Here is a 20,018-nt window from a genome sequence, read left to right as displayed (position 1 = left end):
AGAAGTATTAGAGAATCTAAACGAAGAAGGAATCCTTCAAACATAATCAGATGGAGCGAACTCGCTGAAAAGCGCGGGGGGCAGCACTCCTTCTGATTATTGAAGGATTCCTTCTTCATTAAGGTTTTCTAATACATCTTTAAAACAAAATACAGCACGAATATTGATACAGTAATATTCATTATACTTTATTGAAAGGGACTTTTTCAGTGACCTCTCAAGTTGACATGGGGTATTGCTTCTTCTTAGCAAGGTATTTTTATCAAAATGCGCTATTAATAGCCATGATCTATAATACTAACTGATTGCTTATCATTATATAATACGTACTTCACATCTTCATAATACCACGTCAAGTGAGATATTTCCTCTCCACTTATATTGTCAAACGGCATACTCTCATGTACTTTTTGTGTACTTTTATTATCAGTTATATACTCCTGTTTCAAATCATAATATTTCTTCCCAGTTAAGTTTCTTATTGATTCTGGAAGATACACACGTATTTTAAATCGATTTTGGTGTCTACTATAATCTCTTAAATCCAAGTTAAAATTAATTACCATATCATTATCAGTATTACCAAGACTAATATTCGATTCTTCAATATCAACAGATTTGATTCCATCCCTCATCAAGGAATGATAATTGGTTCTTGTAATCTCTATTGTCCACTTCATAAATGGAATTAATAGAAACAGAGTACATAAGACTACTAATAGTTTTCTTTTCTTAAATCTTTCTAAGCTTGCAAGACCGATAACCCCAATCATCACGAATACTAATGTTACAATACTTGAAGGGTAGAATACAGTGTTATCATGTTTTATAGGTTTTATCATATATTGCATCAAGGAATAAGAATCATGAGGTAGTTTATAAGATAAAGCTATAGTTAGAAAAATAACACCTATGTAACCTAGCAATTTTATATTCTCTTTTCCTATCCTATCTTTATTCATAGAAATCTTCTCCCGTCTTCTTAATTGACCTAATTGAAATATATTTATATTAGAAAGATAAATATCACAATTGTAGCTATTCTTTGTCTATAACTATATCACATATTTGAATTTTACCATGTATTTACTTTCACATCAACCTACTCTTGTGTTTCACATCAGATACATAACGGACTTATAATAACTTAGACCCCAAAAAACGGATGAAGTTCGTATTTAAATTACGAATTTCATCCGTTTTGGATATTAATTTATTTATATTAGAGAATAATTCTTCTATGCTTCATCCCAAGTGTGACTATGCAATTGTCCCTGTAATCTCATATGATCAAAATTATTCTGTCTTAATGCTTCATATAATACAATGGCAGCTGAATTTGACAGATTCAGAGATCTGATGTCGCCTATCATAGGAATTCGAATCGAATTCTCTTTATTCCTTAATAATATTTCTTCTGGAATTCCTGCACTCTCTTTACCAAACATAATAAAACAGTCTGGCTCATAAGAAACATCTGAGTACACATTCAAAGCTTTCGTTGTAGCCATGTATATCTTGGCTCCTGGATTCTTTGCTAGAAAATCATCATAACTATCATAAACTGTAACATCTAAATTATCCCAGTAATCTAGTCCAGCTCTTTTTAATGCTTTTTCATTAATTTTAAATCCAAGTGGTTCTATTAAATGTAATTTCGTACCTGTTGCAACACAAGTCCTACCAATATTCCCTGTATTAGCTGGTATTTCAGGTTCAAATAATACTATATTCATGATCAATCCTTCTTAAATACTTATTTTCTCTTATTTTCTATTTATATATACTAAGTCTAATATATTTACTCTAAACTTTTCTTCCTATTCTGTCTTTAGTGCAACGTTAAACCCTATCACCTTATCCCCATCGTAAGTTAACGGAATACACAAATTCTTTGAGTAATTGTTGCTAAATGATACATTACCTTTGGCAAGGGTTGGAGGTGTAATATCAATTCCGATTCCCTTTGTTGAAAATATAGTTGCTGTATTCCCCAATATCATATTACCTAATTCTGATATAGCGCTAGTTGATAACTCATCCATTACTGTAACTGGCATCATCATCATTTTAGAAGCAATATCAAGTGCGACATGATTCTCTATTGCGATCATAACCTGCCCACGCATCTCTCCTGTTACACCAATCATAATTACTAATGTATCATTTGTAAATTCTGTATCTTTAACATATGGTTTTCCTATTGCCACATCAATAAAGCACATATCCTTTAGTACCTTAGTAGCTGCAATCAGAAATGGGTTAATATGTTCTGCATTCATTCCTGCCATACCTATTTCCTCCTCTTAATGTAATTCTATATATTACTATGGTTTTCATTCATATTTTTCTTGAGATGGAAAACCCTTAATTAGTAAGGTTATATGTTTTTAATTCTTTAATTACTAGATTAATAATTTTCTTAGAATTATGTTTTTAATCATAACATATATATAGGATTTAGTTCAACAAGAAACGACGAATTTATTTGTTAATTTTGGTTTCTCTACTAATTTTTATCTTTTATTCTTAATTTCTGTATAAACCTACGAATTCTTTCCAATGCTTTCTTTAAATCTTCAATTGAATAAGCATACGAGATTCTTAAGAACCCTTCTCCAGAATCACCAAACGCTGTTCCTGGAACAACCGCTACCTTTTCTTCTCTTAATAGCCTAGTAGCAAATTCATCCGAAGTCATTCCGAATTCCTTAATACAAGGGAATACATAAAATGCTCCATATGGCTCAAAACAAGTTAATCCCATATCTCGAAGTTCATGAAGTAAGAACTTTCTTCTCTGATCATAAGCTTCCACCATTGATTGTACGTGACTATCTCCATTTCTTAATGCATCAACTGCAGCATATTGGCTAGTGGTTGGAGCACACATAATCGCATATTGATGTATCTTAAGCATCTGCTTCATAATAATTTCTGGACCAGCAGCATATCCAAGCCTCCAACCAGTCATAGCGTGAGATTTTGAGAAACCATTAATCGTTATGGTTCGTTCTTTCATTCCCTCAAAGGATGCTATGGATACATGTTTTGCACCATAAGTTAATTCGGAGTAGATTTCATCAGATATAACAAATAAATCTTTCTCAATAATAACATCCACAATATCCTTAAGATCAGAATAATCCATAACTGCTCCTGTTGGATTATTAGGAAATGGAAGTACTAATATCTTCGTCTTCTCTGTAATTGCATCTAGTAGCTCTTGCCTCGTTAATTTAAAATCATTCTCTTCTTTCAGATTAATGATAACTGGAGTTCCATATGCTAAGCTAACACAAGGTACATATGATACATAGCATGGTTGAGGTACTAATACTTCATCCCCTGGATTAATCATTGCACGTATTGCAATGTCAATTGCTTCGCTACCTCCTACGGTTACAATTACTTCTTTATTTGGATTATAATCTAATTGATACTTTCTATTTAAGTATTTGCATATTTCTTCTTTTAATTCCTTTAAGCCAGCATTCGACGTATAAAATGTACGCCCTTTTTCAAGAGAGTAGATTCCTTCTTCTCTTATATGCCATGGAGTATCAAAATCTGGCTCCCCAACTCCAAGAGAGATTGCATCTTTCATCTCGCTAACAATATCAAAAAATTTGCGAATGCCAGAAGGTTCTATTGTTACTATTTTATCAGATAATGGATTTCTCAAGGCGTAATCAACATCCTTTCGTCTAGGCTATCTTGCACTAATTCCATGCCATGCTCTTTATATTTTTTAAGAACAAAATGTGTTGCAGTACTAAGTACCGCTTCCATTGGAGCTAATTTACTCGATACAAAAAGTGCAACTTCTTTCATGCTCTTGCCTTCAATAATAACTGTTAAATCAAAGCCACCAGACATTAAGTACACAGATTCTACTTCATCAAACTTATAGATTCTTTCTGCTATCTTATCGAATCCTTGCCCTCTTTGAGGTGTTACTTTTACTTCGATTAATGCGGTTACTTTTTCACAATCTGTCTTATCCCAGTTAATTAATGTTGGATAACCGCAGATTACCGATTCTTGCTCCATTGCATTGATTTCATTTACGATTTCTTCTTCTGTAGCGCCTAACATGATTGCTAAATCTTTTTGTGTTAACTTACTATTCTTATCAATTGCTGCTAAGATTTTCTCTCTCATCGATTTGCCCTCTTTCTACTTTATATAATTCATCGCTTTTTGGCGGTTCAAGATACCTAACTTCATCATCATTCATTACAATTCTTTCGTGTCCTTTTGTTACTTTTCCTATAATTGTACCACTAATTCCAGCCTTCTCAAGTTCACGAATCAATTCATTACCTTGATCTGTGGCAATCAATAGACATCCGCTAGAGATTAACAGATATGGATTCAGGTCATAGAATTCACAGATTTCCACTGTTTCCTGCTTAATTGGTATCTTCTTAAGATCAATTTCAACTCCCACATTAGAAGACTCTGCAATCTCCCATAATGCACCGTAGACACCACCTTCTGTAATATCGTGCATTGCATTGACTCCAACCCTTTTAGCTATCTCTGCTTCTTTCACAATGGATAAATGACTTATAAATTTCTTTGCCCCATCTATAAAACCTGATGTATATTTAGATAATAATTCTGATTCTTTCTCTGCTGCAATAATGGCGGTACCTTCTAGTCCTGCCCATTTTGTCATAATAATATCATCGCCTGGCTTTACAGACTTTGGTTTTATCATCTCTGACTCTAATATCTTTCCAACACCAGTCACTGTTACTATTGGTTGATTGACTGCTGCTGATACCTCAGTGTGTCCTCCGATTACTTCAATATTTAATGATTCACAGACAGATTCTATCTCTTTCATCATATCTCTTAGATCGGATTCTCTTGCACCATCTGGAAGAATAATAGTTAACATAATACCAATTAGTTCTGCTCCACTTGATGCAATATCATTCGCAGTAATATGTACCGCTAATGTACCAATATCATGTAAGGCACCTGTAATTGGATCAGTCGACAGAACAATAACTTCGCCTTCTTTTAGTTTTAGGGCAGTGCAATCTTTACCAACACCAGGTCTAACTAATACTTCTTCTCTTCTATGTCTAATTTGTTTGAAAACAGACCTTTTTAAAACTGTTTCTGGTATTTTTCCTACCTTCATCTTATTCGTCCCATTAATCACAGACCTATTTTCATAAGTTGTGACCGCCACTAATTCGATGTGAAACTTCGTTTCACAGGCTGAAAGAATCCCTATGTGGCGTCCTTTCTTTCCATACATTTTCTTTCAACCTTCCATTTATCTAATACTTTATATCTTCCACTATTGTAAACAATATAGTGACAATTTACAAACATGATTTCCATATTTGTTGCACCTTTTTAGGATATAGAGAAACCATGAAACAATTATCTATAAAGATGATTCTGTTTCATGGTTAATAAAATCATTATTTAATTATCTCCGGATGTATCTTTTGTGTTAGTCTGTGTTTTACTACTATCACTCTTAGTACTAGAATCTGTTTTGGAAGAGTCTGCTGTTGATGTTTTATCAGTAGTACCTGTTTTACTAGTACTATCCTTTTTTGTAGTTGAATCTTTTGAGGAGTCCGCATCATCAGATTTCTTTGTATCGGTATCCTCTTTACCATCTGCTTTCGCTTTTTCAGCCTTTTCCTTCTCAGCTTTTTCTTTCTCTGCCTTTTCTTTTTCGGCTTTCTCTTTTTCCTTATCTTCTTTCGTTCCAACAGTGATATATCTTGGAGCTGCCGCATAAGAACTTGTATTTATTACTTCTCTACTAACTTCCTTGCCATCTTGATATACAATCTTATATAATTCAGCTTTATATCCGATATGCGCTTCTTGTGTAACTTCTTTGAAGGTGGATGGCTTTGTCTTATCTTCTGTTACTTCATCTTTTGGTGGGTCAATTTTTTTCAATACCTTAGACTCGTATTCTACTCTTCTACCTTTATCTCTTGTCTCTTCTCCATAAATATTAAAAGTAATTGTTCTACCAACTGTAAATGCTTCAATGTATATAGGGACTTCGGTATTATTCTTAAATTTAAAATCTTTATAAGTTCCAGCAATCGCTGCATCTCTTGATGGTGTTACATAACTAACAATCATAGAGTGTGGAGAACGTTCTACAACTTCTAATTCTGAATATAATACTGCATTATAGAGTGTCGTTGAAACTTGGCATACCCCACCGCCAACACTATCGATAACTTTACCTTCGGAATAAGCTCCTGCAGTTTCATATCCATTATCGGTTGTAAATGGATTTAGATGATCATATGCCGAAAACACTTCATTTGGGTATACAATTGATCCGTTAATTAACCTTGCTCCATTTGCTAGATTCGCTGCTCTTTCTGACGTTGAGGTGGCATAGGTTGTATGAAAGGATCCTAATAGTGAATTACATCTTTGAAGAAGTTCTTTTGTGTATTTTGGAACTGCATCATTAACAATAGCTTTGACTTCTACATCTTTCTTATTCCACTTATCCAAAATTACACTTTGTATTTTCTCCATGGTATCTCTTACAGCGACTGCTCTACCCACTTTATGATTACTAACTATAAATTTACCATTTTTTCTCGTTAACTTTGCATTTTTCGATGGAATATTATATTTACTTAATTTATTCTTCACGAAGTCTTGAACCTTATTTTCATCGAGTGTGTAATCAAGTTTGTATACTAAATTATTATTTTTCGTATCTTGAATATCTTTATAACGTTTGATAACATTTCCACTTCTACCAACTTCAAGTGCCTTATCGATGAAGTCATTCTCTTTGACTTCATATCCTAATTCACCAAGGGTAATTGACTCTTCATTATCATCAACCTTTACCGTTACTGTCTTCTTCTTCAAATTATCTACGTAATTTGAAACCGCTTCCTTTGCTTCACTTGCTGTCATTCCTCCAACATTTACGGAGTCAATATATACACCTTTGCAGATTTGTCCATCCTTCACAGTAGCTAATGCATTAATACCAAATCCTACTGTTCCTAGGCATATAATTAATATAGCAGCTAAGATAACAATATATTTCTTCTTCATTCTTTTTTCCCCTTTAATTTATGAAAATAGTTTCATCCTATTTTTCTTTTCGACTAACATTTCCATTTCTTAAATAAAGGAACATTCCCTTATTAACACGCTTATGACATAGCAAATACGTACAACATTCCTGTTTTAATTATGTAAAACTATCTATTACACTAGTGCGATTAACGCCTAGTAATAATACTATAATACATTACAAAAGTCTCTTACAAGTACTCTTGTCCTTTTATCCTATAGGATTGCGCTTGCGATAGTTGGAACGATCATAGCTAATACAATAACTACAATAATAATTGTTGCAATTATTCTTTGTGATTTTTTATTATTAAAATTCATTTTTTTCACCTCTTTATTATTCTATACCAAAAAGGATTGTTATATGCCATATCAATCTCTTTTGTTTTATATTTTGACATTTCTTATGTTTTATAAACGAATTCTACCCTTTTCAAAGATGATTCGATCAATCAACTTTGAGGCTTCACTTTTTGTCAAAGATGTCAAAGGTTGACTGTAGTTTATTTTATGATATTTTAACAAATCATTCAAGTAGTTTTTTTGTGCATTAGTTATTAATTCATCCTTTTTTACCTTATAATTTATAACTAATGGTACAAAAGACCTAGGAAATTTTTCATAAAAATTTTCCTTTAATTTGAAATACAACTTTGTAGTAGCCACCGCATCATCATAAGCTCTATGGGCATTTTGGTTCTCTATTTTGTAATATTTGCACATATTCTCTAGACTTTTACTTTCTAGATCACTATGGAATTCTCTTGCTAACTTTAAAGTATCAATGGCTTTATTATTGTAATTCAGATTTTCTTTCTTTGCGTTCACTTTTACAAAACTATAATCAAATTTGATATTATGCCCAATTATAACATCGTCTTCACAAAAATTCACAAAATCCTTTATTACATCGCTAACATTCCTAGTACCCTCTAACATGGAATCATTAATTCCAGTTAACTTAGTTATATGATTAGGAATCTTCATATCAGGATTAATGAATTCTTGGAAACGATCCACAATTTTGCCGTCTTTGATCTTTAAAGCACCAATCTCAATAATCTTATCTTTAGTTGGAACAAGGCCTGTCGTCTCAATATCAAAACAGACAAAGGAATCTGTCATTATTTCACCTTCTTTCCAATGCTGTTTTCTTTTGCTTTTTTACTATTACTTATTTCTTTAATATCTATTTTTTCATTTATAATTTTCAATTTTTTTCGCTTCGTTTGATAATCTTTACACAAAGCATTCAGAAAGCACTCATCACACTGTGGACTTCTAGCTGCACAGATACTTCTTCCATGTGCAATTATTTGGATATTATATAAGATCCAATGTTCCTTTGGCAGAACACGCATAAGATCTTCTTCAATTTTTTCTGGATCATCTTGCTTGGTAAACCCTAATTTGTTGGATATTCTTTTTACATGCGTATCTACAACAATACTAGGCTCTTTATATATGTTTCCGCGAATGACATTCGCTGTCTTTCGCCCAACCCCCGCTAAGCTTGTCAGATCCTCGATCTCTCTTGGCACTTCCCCATGATATACTTCGACTAATCTCTTAGCACATTCAATAATGTTCTTTGCTTTATTTCTATAGAATCCAGTGGAATGAATATCCTTCTCTAATTCTTTCACGTCCGCCTTTGCAAAATCCTCAATGCTTTGATATTTACGGAATAAATCCTTCGTAACGATATTCACTCTGGCATCCGTACATTGTGCGCTTAATATAGTTGCAACAAGAAGCTGCCATGCATTTTCATGGTCTAGATAACAGATGAGATTCGTCGAATAATGCTCATCTAATAACGTTAATACTTGATCAATTCGTTCTTTCTCTGCCTTTGATAGTCTGGTTGAAGTCTTCGATTCATTCTTTGTTGGCATTTGAATTCCTTTCTATAGGGTTTGAAGTTCAAAAGTCTTTTTAGTTTATTGAGTGTATATTGCAATATACACAATTTACGTTATGAAAGACTTTTGTATTCTAATCTTGTCTTGATATTTGCTAAAGCTTTTAAAAATTTCTACTTATAGTTCTTCTCTAGCAAATATAATTGTTTTCGCATCATGATTCAAAGGTTCACGATTATTATAATCAAATAAGACAATTGATTCTTTTTTAACAGTTTTTCCATGATGAATAGCCTCATTTAAATCATAATCAAAGCTTTCCATATGGGTTACTCTACTGATTTGCTTGCTACTGTAGTCTTCATAGCCAGTTAAGTATTGTTTTACTAATTCTTCGTTCTGGTAGAATCCTCGGTATAAGTCTCGATTTACTAGATTGTCTTTCGCAAAGTCTGGTCTACTCTTAAGATTCTCTCTTAGGTACAGGTCGTAGATTAATAATTCTTCTAAAACTTTTTGATCTCCAATCGACTTGTTGTTGCAGTATTCTAATAAGATATAATATCTGCTAATTCTTGAATGACTTAGATGGAACAAGGAATTCTCCTCATAATAATCTCCTAAACTCTTATATAAATCAAATGGAGTTGCAAAGAAATGTTCAAGGTATTGAATGGTATAGGTAAATTGCCCACTATTGTAATATACTTCTACCATTTCTTCTACATCTTTTAATTGTAATACTTCATCAAAAGTTATCCAATCTGTATATAATACCTCATATGGTGCACTTTCCCTATAGATAATCGTGTTCTTTTTACTATAGTAATACATCTCAGAGCCTTTAAGAATTTTTAAGAAGCCTAATTGTAATTGATTTGGTCTTAATGCATAGACTTCGTTAAAAGACTTCTGAAATGTCTTATAATCTTCATAAGGAAGCCCTACGATTAAATCTAAATGTTGATGTATATTGTTTCCTTCTTCTATTCGATCTACGATCTTAGCTAACTTAGAGAAATCCATTTTACGATTAATTGCCTCAATCGTCTTGGGATTCGTAGATTGAACTCCAATCTCTAACTGGATCAGACCTTTTCTAAGCGTATTTAAGAGATTCAATTCTTCTTCTGATAGGATATCTGCTGAGATCTCAAAGTGAAAGTTCGTAATTCCATTATCATGCTCTTTAATATAATTCCAGATGGCTAAGGCATGTTTTCGATTGCAGTTAAAGGTACGATCCACAAATTTTACTTGAGGTATTTTATTTGCTAAGAAAATTCCTAATTCTTTTTCTACTAATGAAATATCTCTTAGCCTTACTTTTTTCTCTATCGAAGATAGGCAGTAACTACATGAATAAGGGCATCCTCTACTTGTCTCATAATAGATTATCTTATTCTTAAACTCTTCCATGTTCTCATACGGAAATGGTACATCACTAAGATTCATAGGCTCTCTAGGAGCGGTCACCTTTATATTCTCATCCTCTAATCGAAAAGCAATACCCCTAATCCGATCCAATGAGGTACTTTTCTCTACGTAATAATCTAGAAGTTCATGAAACGTTACTTCGCCTTCTCCAATCATAATTCCATCAAGGAATGGATTCTTTTTTAATAACTCTGCTGCATTATAGGATACTTCTGGACCACCTAGCCATATTTTTGTATTAGGAAGTACTTTACGAATCTCTTTCGATAATTCCATAATCATGCCTATATTCCAGATATATGAGGAAAAAGCAATGACGTCTGGTTTCTTTTTGTATATTTCACTTAAAATGTAGTCCATTTCGTTATTTATCGTAACCTCTAAAAGCTCGATATGTTCATTATATTTCTTTGCATATGCCTTTAAGTAAAGGATTGCAAGATTGGAATGTATATATTTCGCATTAATTGCTGTTAATAGTACTTTCATTGATTCTTCCTTTCGGTGTTTGCTATCTTAATTATAGACTTTTATGACATGAATAAAACACTAAAGGAACGTATAATTTCTTTAGTGTTTTACTTTCCACATTGTTATTTACATTTTCTTACTATAGTATAAGTACATCACTGAATATACAATAGCATTTCCCATTACTAGAACCCATAATGTCCAAAATACTACTATATTGAATATTCCTGCTATCATTAAAGCAATGTACATTAATATCATGCTTACGATTCCAGCTGAATAGATGGATTTCTGGATAATGGTTTGATTTCTTTCATCTTGCTCTTTAATTCTTTCTTGCTTAATCTTAACTTCGTCCTTTAATGTTCGTTTTATACGAAAAATCAAACCAATCGCTGAAACAATAAGTACGGTTCCAACTCCCGCATAGACTCCACTTAAGAAATCTGATAAATGTGGTTTATCTCCAAATGAAAAAAGAAAGCCAAAAAGAAGTGTTACAAGTCCAAGAAACAGTAATATATACATGAAACCAATTCTTTTCTTAAGCACTACCTTATAGTCCTTATCGTTTGTCACTTGCGATAAAAACGCTTTTACTATCATATATTTTCCTCCTCTAAATCAAATATAAAAAGGTCTTCTATCGAAGTCTCAAAATATTGTGCTATCTTATGCGCTAAAACGAGAGATGGTTTATATTTTCCATTCTCTAAGGAAATTATCGTTTGTCTTGTTACGTCAACTGATATTGCAAGATCATTCTGCGTTACTTTATTTATTTTACGATACTCTTGTACCTTATTTATCAAACTTCCACTTCCAATCTATTTTTGCATACCATAGCATACCATACTTATAGTAGGTACACTGAACAATTAAGTCTCAACGTATAGTACACTTTACTTTTTAGTATATTACACTATACGACATATATCAAGAGTATTTTACCCTTTATATGTCTAATGGCTTATTTCAAGAATAAAATAGAACATTAGAGATGCTCTATTTACCTTATTGAAAAAAGATACTATATACTTCCCAAATAATAAATACCCAAATGACAACGAAAGGAATACCGTAATACCACTTCACCGGTTTCCCATCTCTCCATTGATCCTTTGCCTCTTCTCTTGACTCTTCAATAATATTCTTAGGTATTAGCTTAATAGCTAATATAATAAATAATGGAAGGATAATAACGTCATCTAGATAACCTAATACAGGTATAAAATCAGGAATTAGATCTATAGGTGATAAGGCGTAAATAACGGTAATTGCAACTATAATTTTTGCATACCAAGGTGTTTCTTTTTTCTTGAACGCAATAAAAAGAGTCACGATATCTTTCTTAATTTCTTTTGCTTTTTCTTTTATATTCATTTCTTCTCCTCATGTCATAAATGAATTCTAATATTCTACTTTATACTTGATTGTTTTTTTATAGGTTCTAGCACATATATGTATTCTGTTTTCTATCATTTGATTTTCAGATACCACATGCCACATAACATATATTATATGAAAACCTCGAAATAGTCATCAAATTTTCTGTAATTATGATGCATAGTGCATATCCAACTCTAACCTATACAAACTTTTCAATCTGTTCAAATTCCTGACACTTCATATACGATAGATTATATTTCATTAGCCTAAAAAAAGCTCCTATGGTTTTCTTTTGTTACAGAAAAACATGGGAGCAATTCTTATATATCCTATTTTCTAGATACTTAAATCTTCACCATTGGATTCAATTACTTTTTTATACCAATCATAAGATTTCTTCTTATAGCGTTCTAATGATCCACTTCCATCATCGTTACGATCCACATAGATAAATCCATATCGTTTCTTAAGTTCTGCCGTTGATGCACTTACTAAGTCAATACATCCCCAAGTTGTATAACCCATTAATTCAACACCATCTTCGATTGCTTCTGCAATCTGCTCAATGTGCTTCTTAAGGTAATTAATACGATACGTATCATCTACTGTTTTATTTCCATTTTCATCAGTAATTAGTTGATCCACTGCTCCTAGTCCATTTTCAACTATAAATAGTGGTTTTTGATAACGATCATACATAGTATTCAGCACATAACGTAGACCTTTAGGATCAATCTGCCATCCCCAATCACTAGATTCTAGATGAGGGTTTGCAACTCCACCCAATAGATTACCTTCACCTTTTGCGGCTGGTTTGGCGCTTTCACAGATACTCATATAATAACTAAAGGAAATGAAATCTACGGTATTCTTAAGAATCTCTTCATCACCTGGCTCCATCTTAATCTCGCCACCCATCTTACTAAGAATACGTTTTACGTAATTAGGATACTTACCTCGCACATGAACGTCTGTAAATAATAGATTCTCATGATCTGATTCCATCATCTTTATGACATCATCCGGATTAGGTGTCAAAGGATAGATTGGCATTGCAATAACCATACATCCAATCTTAAATTCAGGATTAATCTCATGTCCGATCTTAGTTGCCAAAGCACTTGCAACTAATTCATGATGAGCCGCTTGAAGCAAGTCATTAATCGTAAGTTCTTCTTTTGGTGTGTAGATTCCACCACTCATTAATGGTGCATGTAATACAGAATTAATCTCGTTAAAAGTAAGCCAATATTTTACCTTATCTTTATATCTTGTAAAGATTGTTCTTACATAATTCTCATAGAAACCAATTAATTTACGGCTTCTCCACCCATCATATTCCTTTGCAAGATGAAGAGGTGTCTCATAGTGTGATATTGTTACTAATGGCTCCATCCCATACTTTCTACATTCATCAAATAAATCATCATAGAATTGTAACCCTTTTTCATTTGGTTCCTTTTCATCTCCTTTAGGGAAGATACGAGACCATGCAATTGAAGTACGAAATACTTTAAAGCCCATTCCTGCTAATAATTTAATATCTTCTTTGTATCTATGATAAAAGTCAATACCTACTAACTTCATATTATCAGAAGTTGGTTCTTCTGAGATTGGGCCTTTGATTCCATGAGGTATAATATCTTGAATGGATAATCCTTTACCGTCTTCATTATAGGCTCCTTCACATTGGTTAGCTGCAACTGCGCCTCCCCATAGGAAATCTTTTGGAAATTTACTCATTTGTTGTTCCTCCATATTTGTGTTTTTATCTTACTTGTCTTTCATTACCTAATGATATTATTACATTAATTTAGCATATATTATAGTTGTTTCATAACATGCTTTTCTTTCACCTTATTATTTTATATTAAGAGTAGTTTTATTCTTAGTAAAGTTATTACAATCTATTTTATATGCAATGTCCAGGCATATTATAAATGTTATATCAAATCTCAGTTAAAAATAAATTGCACATTCATTTACATGAATAATTTTGATATTGCACTTCTAATTTTATTAATTGTAAGTATAATAACAATTCTTAAGTAAAACAATTCATATTATTTAAGAATAAAGAAATGATGTTATAGTAGCTTAATAACTTCCATAACATCTTTTTCTTGTTAATTAAATTTCTTACTATCCTTTTATTCTATAACAAGGACAAGTAATTTATTATTATCCTAACTTTTATCTAAACTAATTTCCTATATAATTCAGTAATTTCTTCTACACTTGTATCTCTTGGGTTACCTGGTCTACATGCATCATCAAATGCAGATTGAGCAAGGAAAGATATATCTTCCACTTTTACAATATCTTTTAAATCTGCTGGTATACCAACATCTGCTGATAATTTTTTAACAGCATCAATTGCAGCTTTTCTGTATTCTTCTACGCTCATACCATCAACGCCTTCAACGCCCATAGCTTTAGCTATGTATTTATACTTATCACCAGTTGCACTAGCGTTATATTCCATAACGGTTGGTAGAATGATTGCATTTGCAACACCGTGTGGAGTATCATATAGTGCTCCAAGTGGGTGAGCCATTGAGTGAACGATTCCAAGACCTACATTAGAGAATCCCATACCGGCTACGTATTGGCCAAGAGCCATTCCTTCTCTACCTTCGTCTGTATTATCTACTGCTCCTCTAAGAGATCTTGCAATGATTTCAATTGCTTTTAAATGGAACATATCAGATAATTCCCAAGCGCCCTTTGTAATATATCCTTCGATTGCATGAGTAAGCGCATCCATACCAGTTGCTGCTGTAAGACCTTTTGGCATAGAAGCCATCATATCTGGATCAACAATTGCTACTACTGGAATATCATGTGGGTCTACGCATACCATCTTACGATTTTTCTCTGCGTCTGTGATTACATAATTAATCGTAACTTCTGCTGCTGTACCTGCTGTTGTAGGAACTGCAAGAATAGGAACACATTTATTCTTCGTAGGTGCTACCCCTTCAAGACTTCTTACATCTTCATATTCTGGGTTCTTAATAATGATACCAATTGCTTTTGCAGTATCCATGGAAGAACCACCACCGATTGCAATGATATAATCCGCACCTGATTTTTTGAATGCTTCTACACCTGTTTGTACATTTTCAATCGTTGGATTTGGTTTAATATTTGTATATAATTCATAAGTATATCCATTGCTTTCTAATACATCAATTACTTTTTGCGTAACACCGAATTTCACTAAATCTGGATCAGAACATACAAATGCTTTTTTAAATCCTCTTGTACTTACTTCATCTGCAATATGGTTAATTGCACCTTTTCCATGATAAGATGTTTCATTTAATATAAATCTGTTTGCCATTTTAATTTCTCCTTTTCTGTGTTTGTCAAATTTGCTAGTTATTTTGCATATAAGAATTCTTCCGGTAAAGTTACCTTGAAGTCTCTCGCTAAATCTCTAAAGTTGTCTGGAGTAATTGTTTGTAATTTGTTAGGATTCATAGATAATGCTTTCACTAGAATCTCCGCAGATTTTTCAATTGTATGCATTAATCCAAATGTTAAATCGAAGTCTTCACCTGAACAGAATAATCCGTGATGTGCCCATATTGCAGCATCATATTTCTTCATTAATTCACTTGTTGCAACTGCAATCTCTCTTCCACCTGGAACCATCCAAGGTACAACACCAATACCGTCTGGGAATACAACTGGACATTCAGTTGCCATCTCCCATAACTCTCTGGTAAATACCCTATCTTCCAAAGGAAGTACAAATGTAAGTGCAATTACATTTGTTGTATGTGCATGATAGATTACTCTGTGCTTACCGCCTGAAGCTTCCATCTTTACTTCATGATTCATAAGGTGGGAAGGAAGTTCACTAGTAGGTCTTCCCCCTTCACATAGGCCCCATAGAATTCGGTAATTTTCACCTTCATCATCCAACTCTATTATAGCAATATTTTCCTCTGGTTTCAAATTAACATTTCTGAAATATTTACCACTTCCAGTAACTAAAAAGTATTCCTTTGCTAACTTAGCAACCTTTGTTCCGATTGGTTGCCACTCGCTTTTGGTTACTAATGATTCCTTAACTGATTCAATTTCTTCTTTCTTGATACGGTATGTTAGATTTCCACCGTTTCTTTCATGCCACCCCTGTAAAAATCCATCGTCCGCCATACGGATAAATCCTTGTACAAATTCTGCATCTAATACTCTCATCTTGTGCTCCTAACTGCCTTTTAGTGGCATTCTATTTTTATTTAATTAATTACTATTTATTTGGTTGATATTTTTTAATACTTCACTTTAAACGTTACTAATTATAATTTTTCTTCGAATCGAGAAATCAGACATTATCCTTCTCAATTTCTAAAGCGCTGCAAAAGTCCCTTCAAAGAACTTGCCTGAATATTACTGTATCAATATGCGAGTTGGGATTTTGTTTTAAAGAGTATTAGAGATTCTTAATGAAAAATGAATCATTCAATAATCAGAAGGAGTGCTGTCTGAGCGCTTTTTGCGAGTTCGCTCCTTCTGATTATGCTTTGAGTGATTCTTTTTTCATTTAGTATCTCTTATACTTCTTTAACCAAAATCACAACACGTATATTTATATAGTAATATTCATCACAAAACTCCCCCAAGGGACTTTTTCAGCCCCCTTTTGCTTAACGTTTACTCAGTACTTCACTTTCATACTTGCGAACTTCTTCAAACCAATCTTCTTTTTGTGGTACTTCATTCATTTCACAGAAGTAGTTCCATACATCCCCAACCGGATATAATTTTAACTCTTCTTGTAACATCATAAGTTCAGTTAATTCTCTATTTTCTTGAAGCTTTGCTAATTTTTCATTAGGCAATAATAATGCATTTAATAAAGCTTTTTGCATATTTCTCATACCAACTACCCAAGCAGAGATACGATTAATACTAGCATCAAAGAAATCCAGCGCTAAGATTACTCTTTCGTGTCCATTACGGATAATCTCTTTTGCAATTTCTTTGGTCTCGTCGTCAAATAATACAACATGGTCACTATCCCAACGAACACATCTTGTTACATGTAAAGCAACTTTATCAAAGAATAATAACATTGATGGAATCTTATCTGCTACGGATTCTGTTGGATGATAATGTCCATTATCTAATAAGCAAAGTAAATCATTCTTCGCTGCATAATTCATATAGAATTCATGAGATCCAACGGTATAGCTTTCTACTCCAATTCCAAATACTTTTGATTCAACTGCAACTAGTACTTTCTTCTTGTCATAATCAATGGATAAAATCTGATCTAAGGAATCTTTTAATCTTCTTCTTGGTGCCATACGATCTGCTGGAATATCTTTAAAACCATCTGGTATCCAAATATTCACATTACATGGACTATTTAATTCAGTCGCAAAGTATTCTGCAATACGAATACATGCTTTTCCATGATTAATCCAGAATGTTCTGATTTCTTCATCTTCGCTTGATAAAGAGGCATTACTTGCCTTAGGGTGTGAAAAGTATGTTGGATTAAAATCTAGACCAAGGCCTCTTTCCTTTGCAAATTTCACCCACTTCTTAAAGTGCTTTGGCTCTAACTGATCACGATCAACAAATCCATCTTCAAAGATTGCATAATTTGCATGAAGATTAATTCTATGAACTCCAGGAACTAAGCTAAGTGCTTTATCAATATCAGCCATTAATTCTTCTGGATTTCTTGCTTTTCCAGGATAATTTCCTGTTGTTTGAATTCCTCCTGATAATTGTCCATCTCCTTCGAATCCTGCTACATCATCACCTTGCCAACAATGCATGGAGATTGGAATTGTTTTTAAGATTTCCATTGCTGCATCAGTATCTACACCTATCTTTTTATACATTTCTCTTGCTAATTCATATCTTTGTACTGTACTCATATTGATACCCATCACGAAACACATCTGTATTTTCATGTGTTACTGCCACGATTTATGTGAAATTCTATTTCACCAGTTGAAAGAATCTTTACGTGGCTTTCCTTTCCTTTTTTTACTTTCTTTCAACCTGTATTTGTTGTTTATTTTTATTGTTTCTTCCTGATTGTTTCTTCTTGATTAATGGTCTAATATGCCATCTAACTTATGACGTAACATACCATGTTTTACTATTTATCATCAATGTCAGATTGCTGATATGACTTGATTGTTCAACAGCAACAATTCTTATGAATAAATGCTTTCTATGCATCAAACTTCTTAATCTCAAATGACTCATACACGCAGTTTCTAGCACTTTCAAGATTCTCTAATTCTTTTTTCTGAATCATCTGAACCATAAGATTACCTATTGCTGTTGCTTCCACCGGGCCTGCTAACACGGTTCGCTTCGTATCTCTTGCTGTAATCTGATTCAGATACTCTGCATTAGCTCCGCCACCAATGACATGAATCTTACCATAAGTGCGTCCTGTTAATTCTTCAATCTCTTCAATGGTTGCCTGATAGCATTTTGCTAGGCTGTTATAGATAACTGCTGCAGTCTCAGCTACTGTTTTTGGTACAACCTGATTGGTATTTAAGCAATATTTCTGAACTTCTTCACTCATACTTTTTGGTGCTAAAAAACAGTCATTATTACAATCCACTATAGATTCTATGGTTTCCTTTGAAGCCATCTCACAGATTTCACCAAAGCTATAGTCTTCCTTGATTTCTTTTTTCATGGACTGAATCATCCACAGACCCATAATATTTTTAAGGTAACGGAAGCGATATTCATATCCGCCCTCATTGGTAAGATTGTGTTCTCTACTGTTGCTTGAACAATCTGCTTCTATTCGTTCAATCCCCATAAGCGACCACGTTCCAGAGCTAATATATAGCGTATCTTCTTCATTGGAAGGCACTGCCAATACTGCCGAACCTGTGTCGTGAGTTGCTGGAAGGATTACTTCACAGTTGTATCCAACTTCTTTTTGAATCTCCTCTGTTAAGCCTCCTATTACACTTCCAGCTTCTTTTATCTCCCTAAATATTTGACGAGGATATCCTAACTGGTTGATTAAATCATAATCCCAATTTTTTGTATCAGGACTTACAAGTCCTGTTGTCGTTGCATTGGTATACTCTGTCTTCTTAATTCCTGATAGCAAGTAATGAAAGTAATCCGGTACCATTAGCATCGTTTCCGCTTTTTCTAGATACTCTGGATGATTCTCTTTCACTGCCATTAACTGATAGATGGAATTAAATATTTGCTTCTGTATACCAGTTCTTCTATATAAATCTACTTCTGAAATACACTCATACACCTTTTGATCCATACCCTTTGTACGTCCGTCACGGTAGCCTACGGTATTTCCAAGAACCTTATTTTCCTTATCTAATAGAACAAAATCGACTGCCCAAGTATCGATACCAACGCTCACTGGTATCTTATTTAACTCGCTGCACTTTTTCATTCCGGCCTTTATTTCCGTAAATAAAGACTCATAATCCCAACATAATTCACCATCTTTTTCTGACATCCCATTATGGAAGCGATAGATTTCTTCTAGTTGCATCTTCCCGTCTCTAATATGTCCTAAAATATGTCTTCCACTGGAAGCTCCTATATCAATTGCTAAATAATATTTCACCGGTGCCTTCCCTCCTTTATAGGTATATTCTATAGGATAAATGGTTTGTTCGAAATATCACTAGTTGCAAAAAAATGTGTCCTTATTTGCAGATTGAATTATGTTCCTATCGTAAGGTTGTGTAGGCGGTTTGCACAAAACAGAGT

At 33.3% G+C, this 20,018-nt stretch carries 18 protein-coding genes; all 18 read right to left on the bottom strand.

Features of this window, described 5'->3' with window-relative positions; genetic code table 11:
• Positions 1 to 275: 275 nt before the first annotated feature.
• The 18 genes from bsdtb5_RS02315 to rhaB all read right to left on the bottom strand — a co-directional run bounded on the left by bsdtb5_RS02315 (position 276) and on the right by rhaB (position 19,872).
• Complete coding sequence (locus bsdtb5_RS02315; RefSeq protein ID WP_271714443.1) at positions 276 to 962, bottom strand: hypothetical protein; 687 nt, start codon at positions 960 to 962, stop codon at positions 276 to 278.
• 276 nt (positions 963 to 1,238) lie between these two features.
• A complete protein-coding gene (locus bsdtb5_RS02310; protein ID WP_271714442.1) occupies positions 1,239 to 1,736 on the bottom strand; it encodes a tRNA (cytidine(34)-2'-O)-methyltransferase in 498 nt (165 codons plus the stop codon).
• 84 nt (positions 1,737 to 1,820) lie between these two features.
• Positions 1,821 to 2,291: a chemotaxis protein CheX gene (locus bsdtb5_RS02305; protein ID WP_271714441.1), complete on the bottom strand. Its 471-nt coding sequence runs from the start codon at positions 2,289 to 2,291 to the stop codon at positions 1,821 to 1,823.
• A 218-nt stretch (positions 2,292 to 2,509) separates the two neighbouring features.
• Positions 2,510 to 3,685, bottom strand: coding sequence for a pyridoxal phosphate-dependent aminotransferase (locus bsdtb5_RS02300; RefSeq protein WP_271714440.1), 1,176 nt, complete (start codon positions 3,683 to 3,685; stop codon positions 2,510 to 2,512).
• The gene (locus bsdtb5_RS02295; protein WP_271714439.1) at positions 3,682 to 4,164 is read right to left on the bottom strand and encodes an Lrp/AsnC family transcriptional regulator; all 483 of its coding nucleotides are present in this window, start codon (positions 4,162 to 4,164) and stop codon (positions 3,682 to 3,684) included. The genes bsdtb5_RS02300 and bsdtb5_RS02295 overlap by 4 nt, the downstream gene beginning before the upstream one ends.
• Positions 4,136 to 5,158 carry an AIR synthase family protein gene (locus tag bsdtb5_RS02290; protein ID WP_271716037.1) on the bottom strand — a complete coding sequence of 341 codons (1,023 nt, stop codon included), beginning with the start codon at positions 5,156 to 5,158 and terminating at the stop codon, positions 4,136 to 4,138. The genes bsdtb5_RS02295 and bsdtb5_RS02290 overlap by 29 nt, the downstream gene beginning before the upstream one ends.
• Before the next feature lie 293 nt (positions 5,159 to 5,451).
• Positions 5,452 to 7,083, bottom strand: coding sequence for a VanW family protein (locus bsdtb5_RS02285; RefSeq protein WP_271714438.1), 1,632 nt, complete (start codon positions 7,081 to 7,083; stop codon positions 5,452 to 5,454).
• Positions 7,084 to 7,515: 432 nt separating this feature from the next.
• On the bottom strand, positions 7,516 to 8,229 hold the full coding sequence (locus bsdtb5_RS02280; RefSeq protein ID WP_271714437.1) for a 3'-5' exonuclease: 714 nt from the start codon (positions 8,227 to 8,229) through the stop codon (positions 7,516 to 7,518).
• Positions 8,229 to 9,002: an endonuclease III gene (gene nth, locus bsdtb5_RS02275; RefSeq protein WP_271714436.1), complete on the bottom strand. Its 774-nt coding sequence runs from the start codon at positions 9,000 to 9,002 to the stop codon at positions 8,229 to 8,231. The genes bsdtb5_RS02280 and nth overlap by 1 nt, the downstream gene beginning before the upstream one ends.
• Positions 9,003 to 9,146: 144 nt before the next feature.
• Complete coding sequence (locus bsdtb5_RS02270; RefSeq protein ID WP_271714435.1) at positions 9,147 to 10,895, bottom strand: B12-binding domain-containing radical SAM protein; 1,749 nt, start codon at positions 10,893 to 10,895, stop codon at positions 9,147 to 9,149.
• 108 nt (positions 10,896 to 11,003) lie between these two features.
• A complete protein-coding gene (locus tag bsdtb5_RS02265; protein ID WP_271714434.1) occupies positions 11,004 to 11,483 on the bottom strand; it encodes a hypothetical protein in 480 nt (159 codons plus the stop codon).
• Positions 11,480 to 11,689, bottom strand: a complete 210-nt coding sequence (locus bsdtb5_RS02260; protein ID WP_271714433.1) for a helix-turn-helix transcriptional regulator — start codon at positions 11,687 to 11,689, stop codon at positions 11,480 to 11,482. Before bsdtb5_RS02260 ends, bsdtb5_RS02265 begins: the two co-directional genes overlap by 4 nt.
• 202 nt (positions 11,690 to 11,891) lie before the next feature.
• A complete protein-coding gene (locus bsdtb5_RS02255; protein WP_271714432.1) occupies positions 11,892 to 12,260 on the bottom strand; it encodes a YkvA family protein in 369 nt (122 codons plus the stop codon).
• 342 nt (positions 12,261 to 12,602) lie between these two features.
• On the bottom strand, positions 12,603 to 14,009 hold the full coding sequence (locus tag bsdtb5_RS02250) for a glycoside hydrolase family 1 protein (protein ID WP_271714431.1): 1,407 nt from the start codon (positions 14,007 to 14,009) through the stop codon (positions 12,603 to 12,605).
• Between the two features lie 454 nt (positions 14,010 to 14,463).
• Positions 14,464 to 15,612: a lactaldehyde reductase gene (gene fucO, locus bsdtb5_RS02245; protein WP_271714430.1), complete on the bottom strand. Its 1,149-nt coding sequence runs from the start codon at positions 15,610 to 15,612 to the stop codon at positions 14,464 to 14,466.
• Between the two features lie 38 nt (positions 15,613 to 15,650).
• On the bottom strand, positions 15,651 to 16,478 hold the full coding sequence (rhaD, locus tag bsdtb5_RS02240) for a rhamnulose-1-phosphate aldolase (protein WP_271714429.1): 828 nt from the start codon (positions 16,476 to 16,478) through the stop codon (positions 15,651 to 15,653).
• Between the two features lie 449 nt (positions 16,479 to 16,927).
• A complete protein-coding gene (locus bsdtb5_RS02235; RefSeq protein ID WP_271716036.1) occupies positions 16,928 to 18,172 on the bottom strand; it encodes an L-rhamnose isomerase in 1,245 nt (414 codons plus the stop codon).
• 302 nt (positions 18,173 to 18,474) lie between these two features.
• Positions 18,475 to 19,872: a rhamnulokinase gene (gene rhaB / locus bsdtb5_RS02230; protein WP_271714428.1), complete on the bottom strand. Its 1,398-nt coding sequence runs from the start codon at positions 19,870 to 19,872 to the stop codon at positions 18,475 to 18,477.
• Positions 19,873 to 20,018: the final 146 nt, after the last annotated feature.

Origin of the sequence: Anaeromicropila herbilytica, from assembly GCF_016591975.1 — a bacterium.
Taxonomy (GTDB): domain Bacteria; phylum Bacillota; class Clostridia; order Lachnospirales; family Lachnospiraceae; genus Anaeromicropila; species Anaeromicropila herbilytica.
This window is presented reverse-complemented; position numbering and strand designations above follow the sequence as displayed.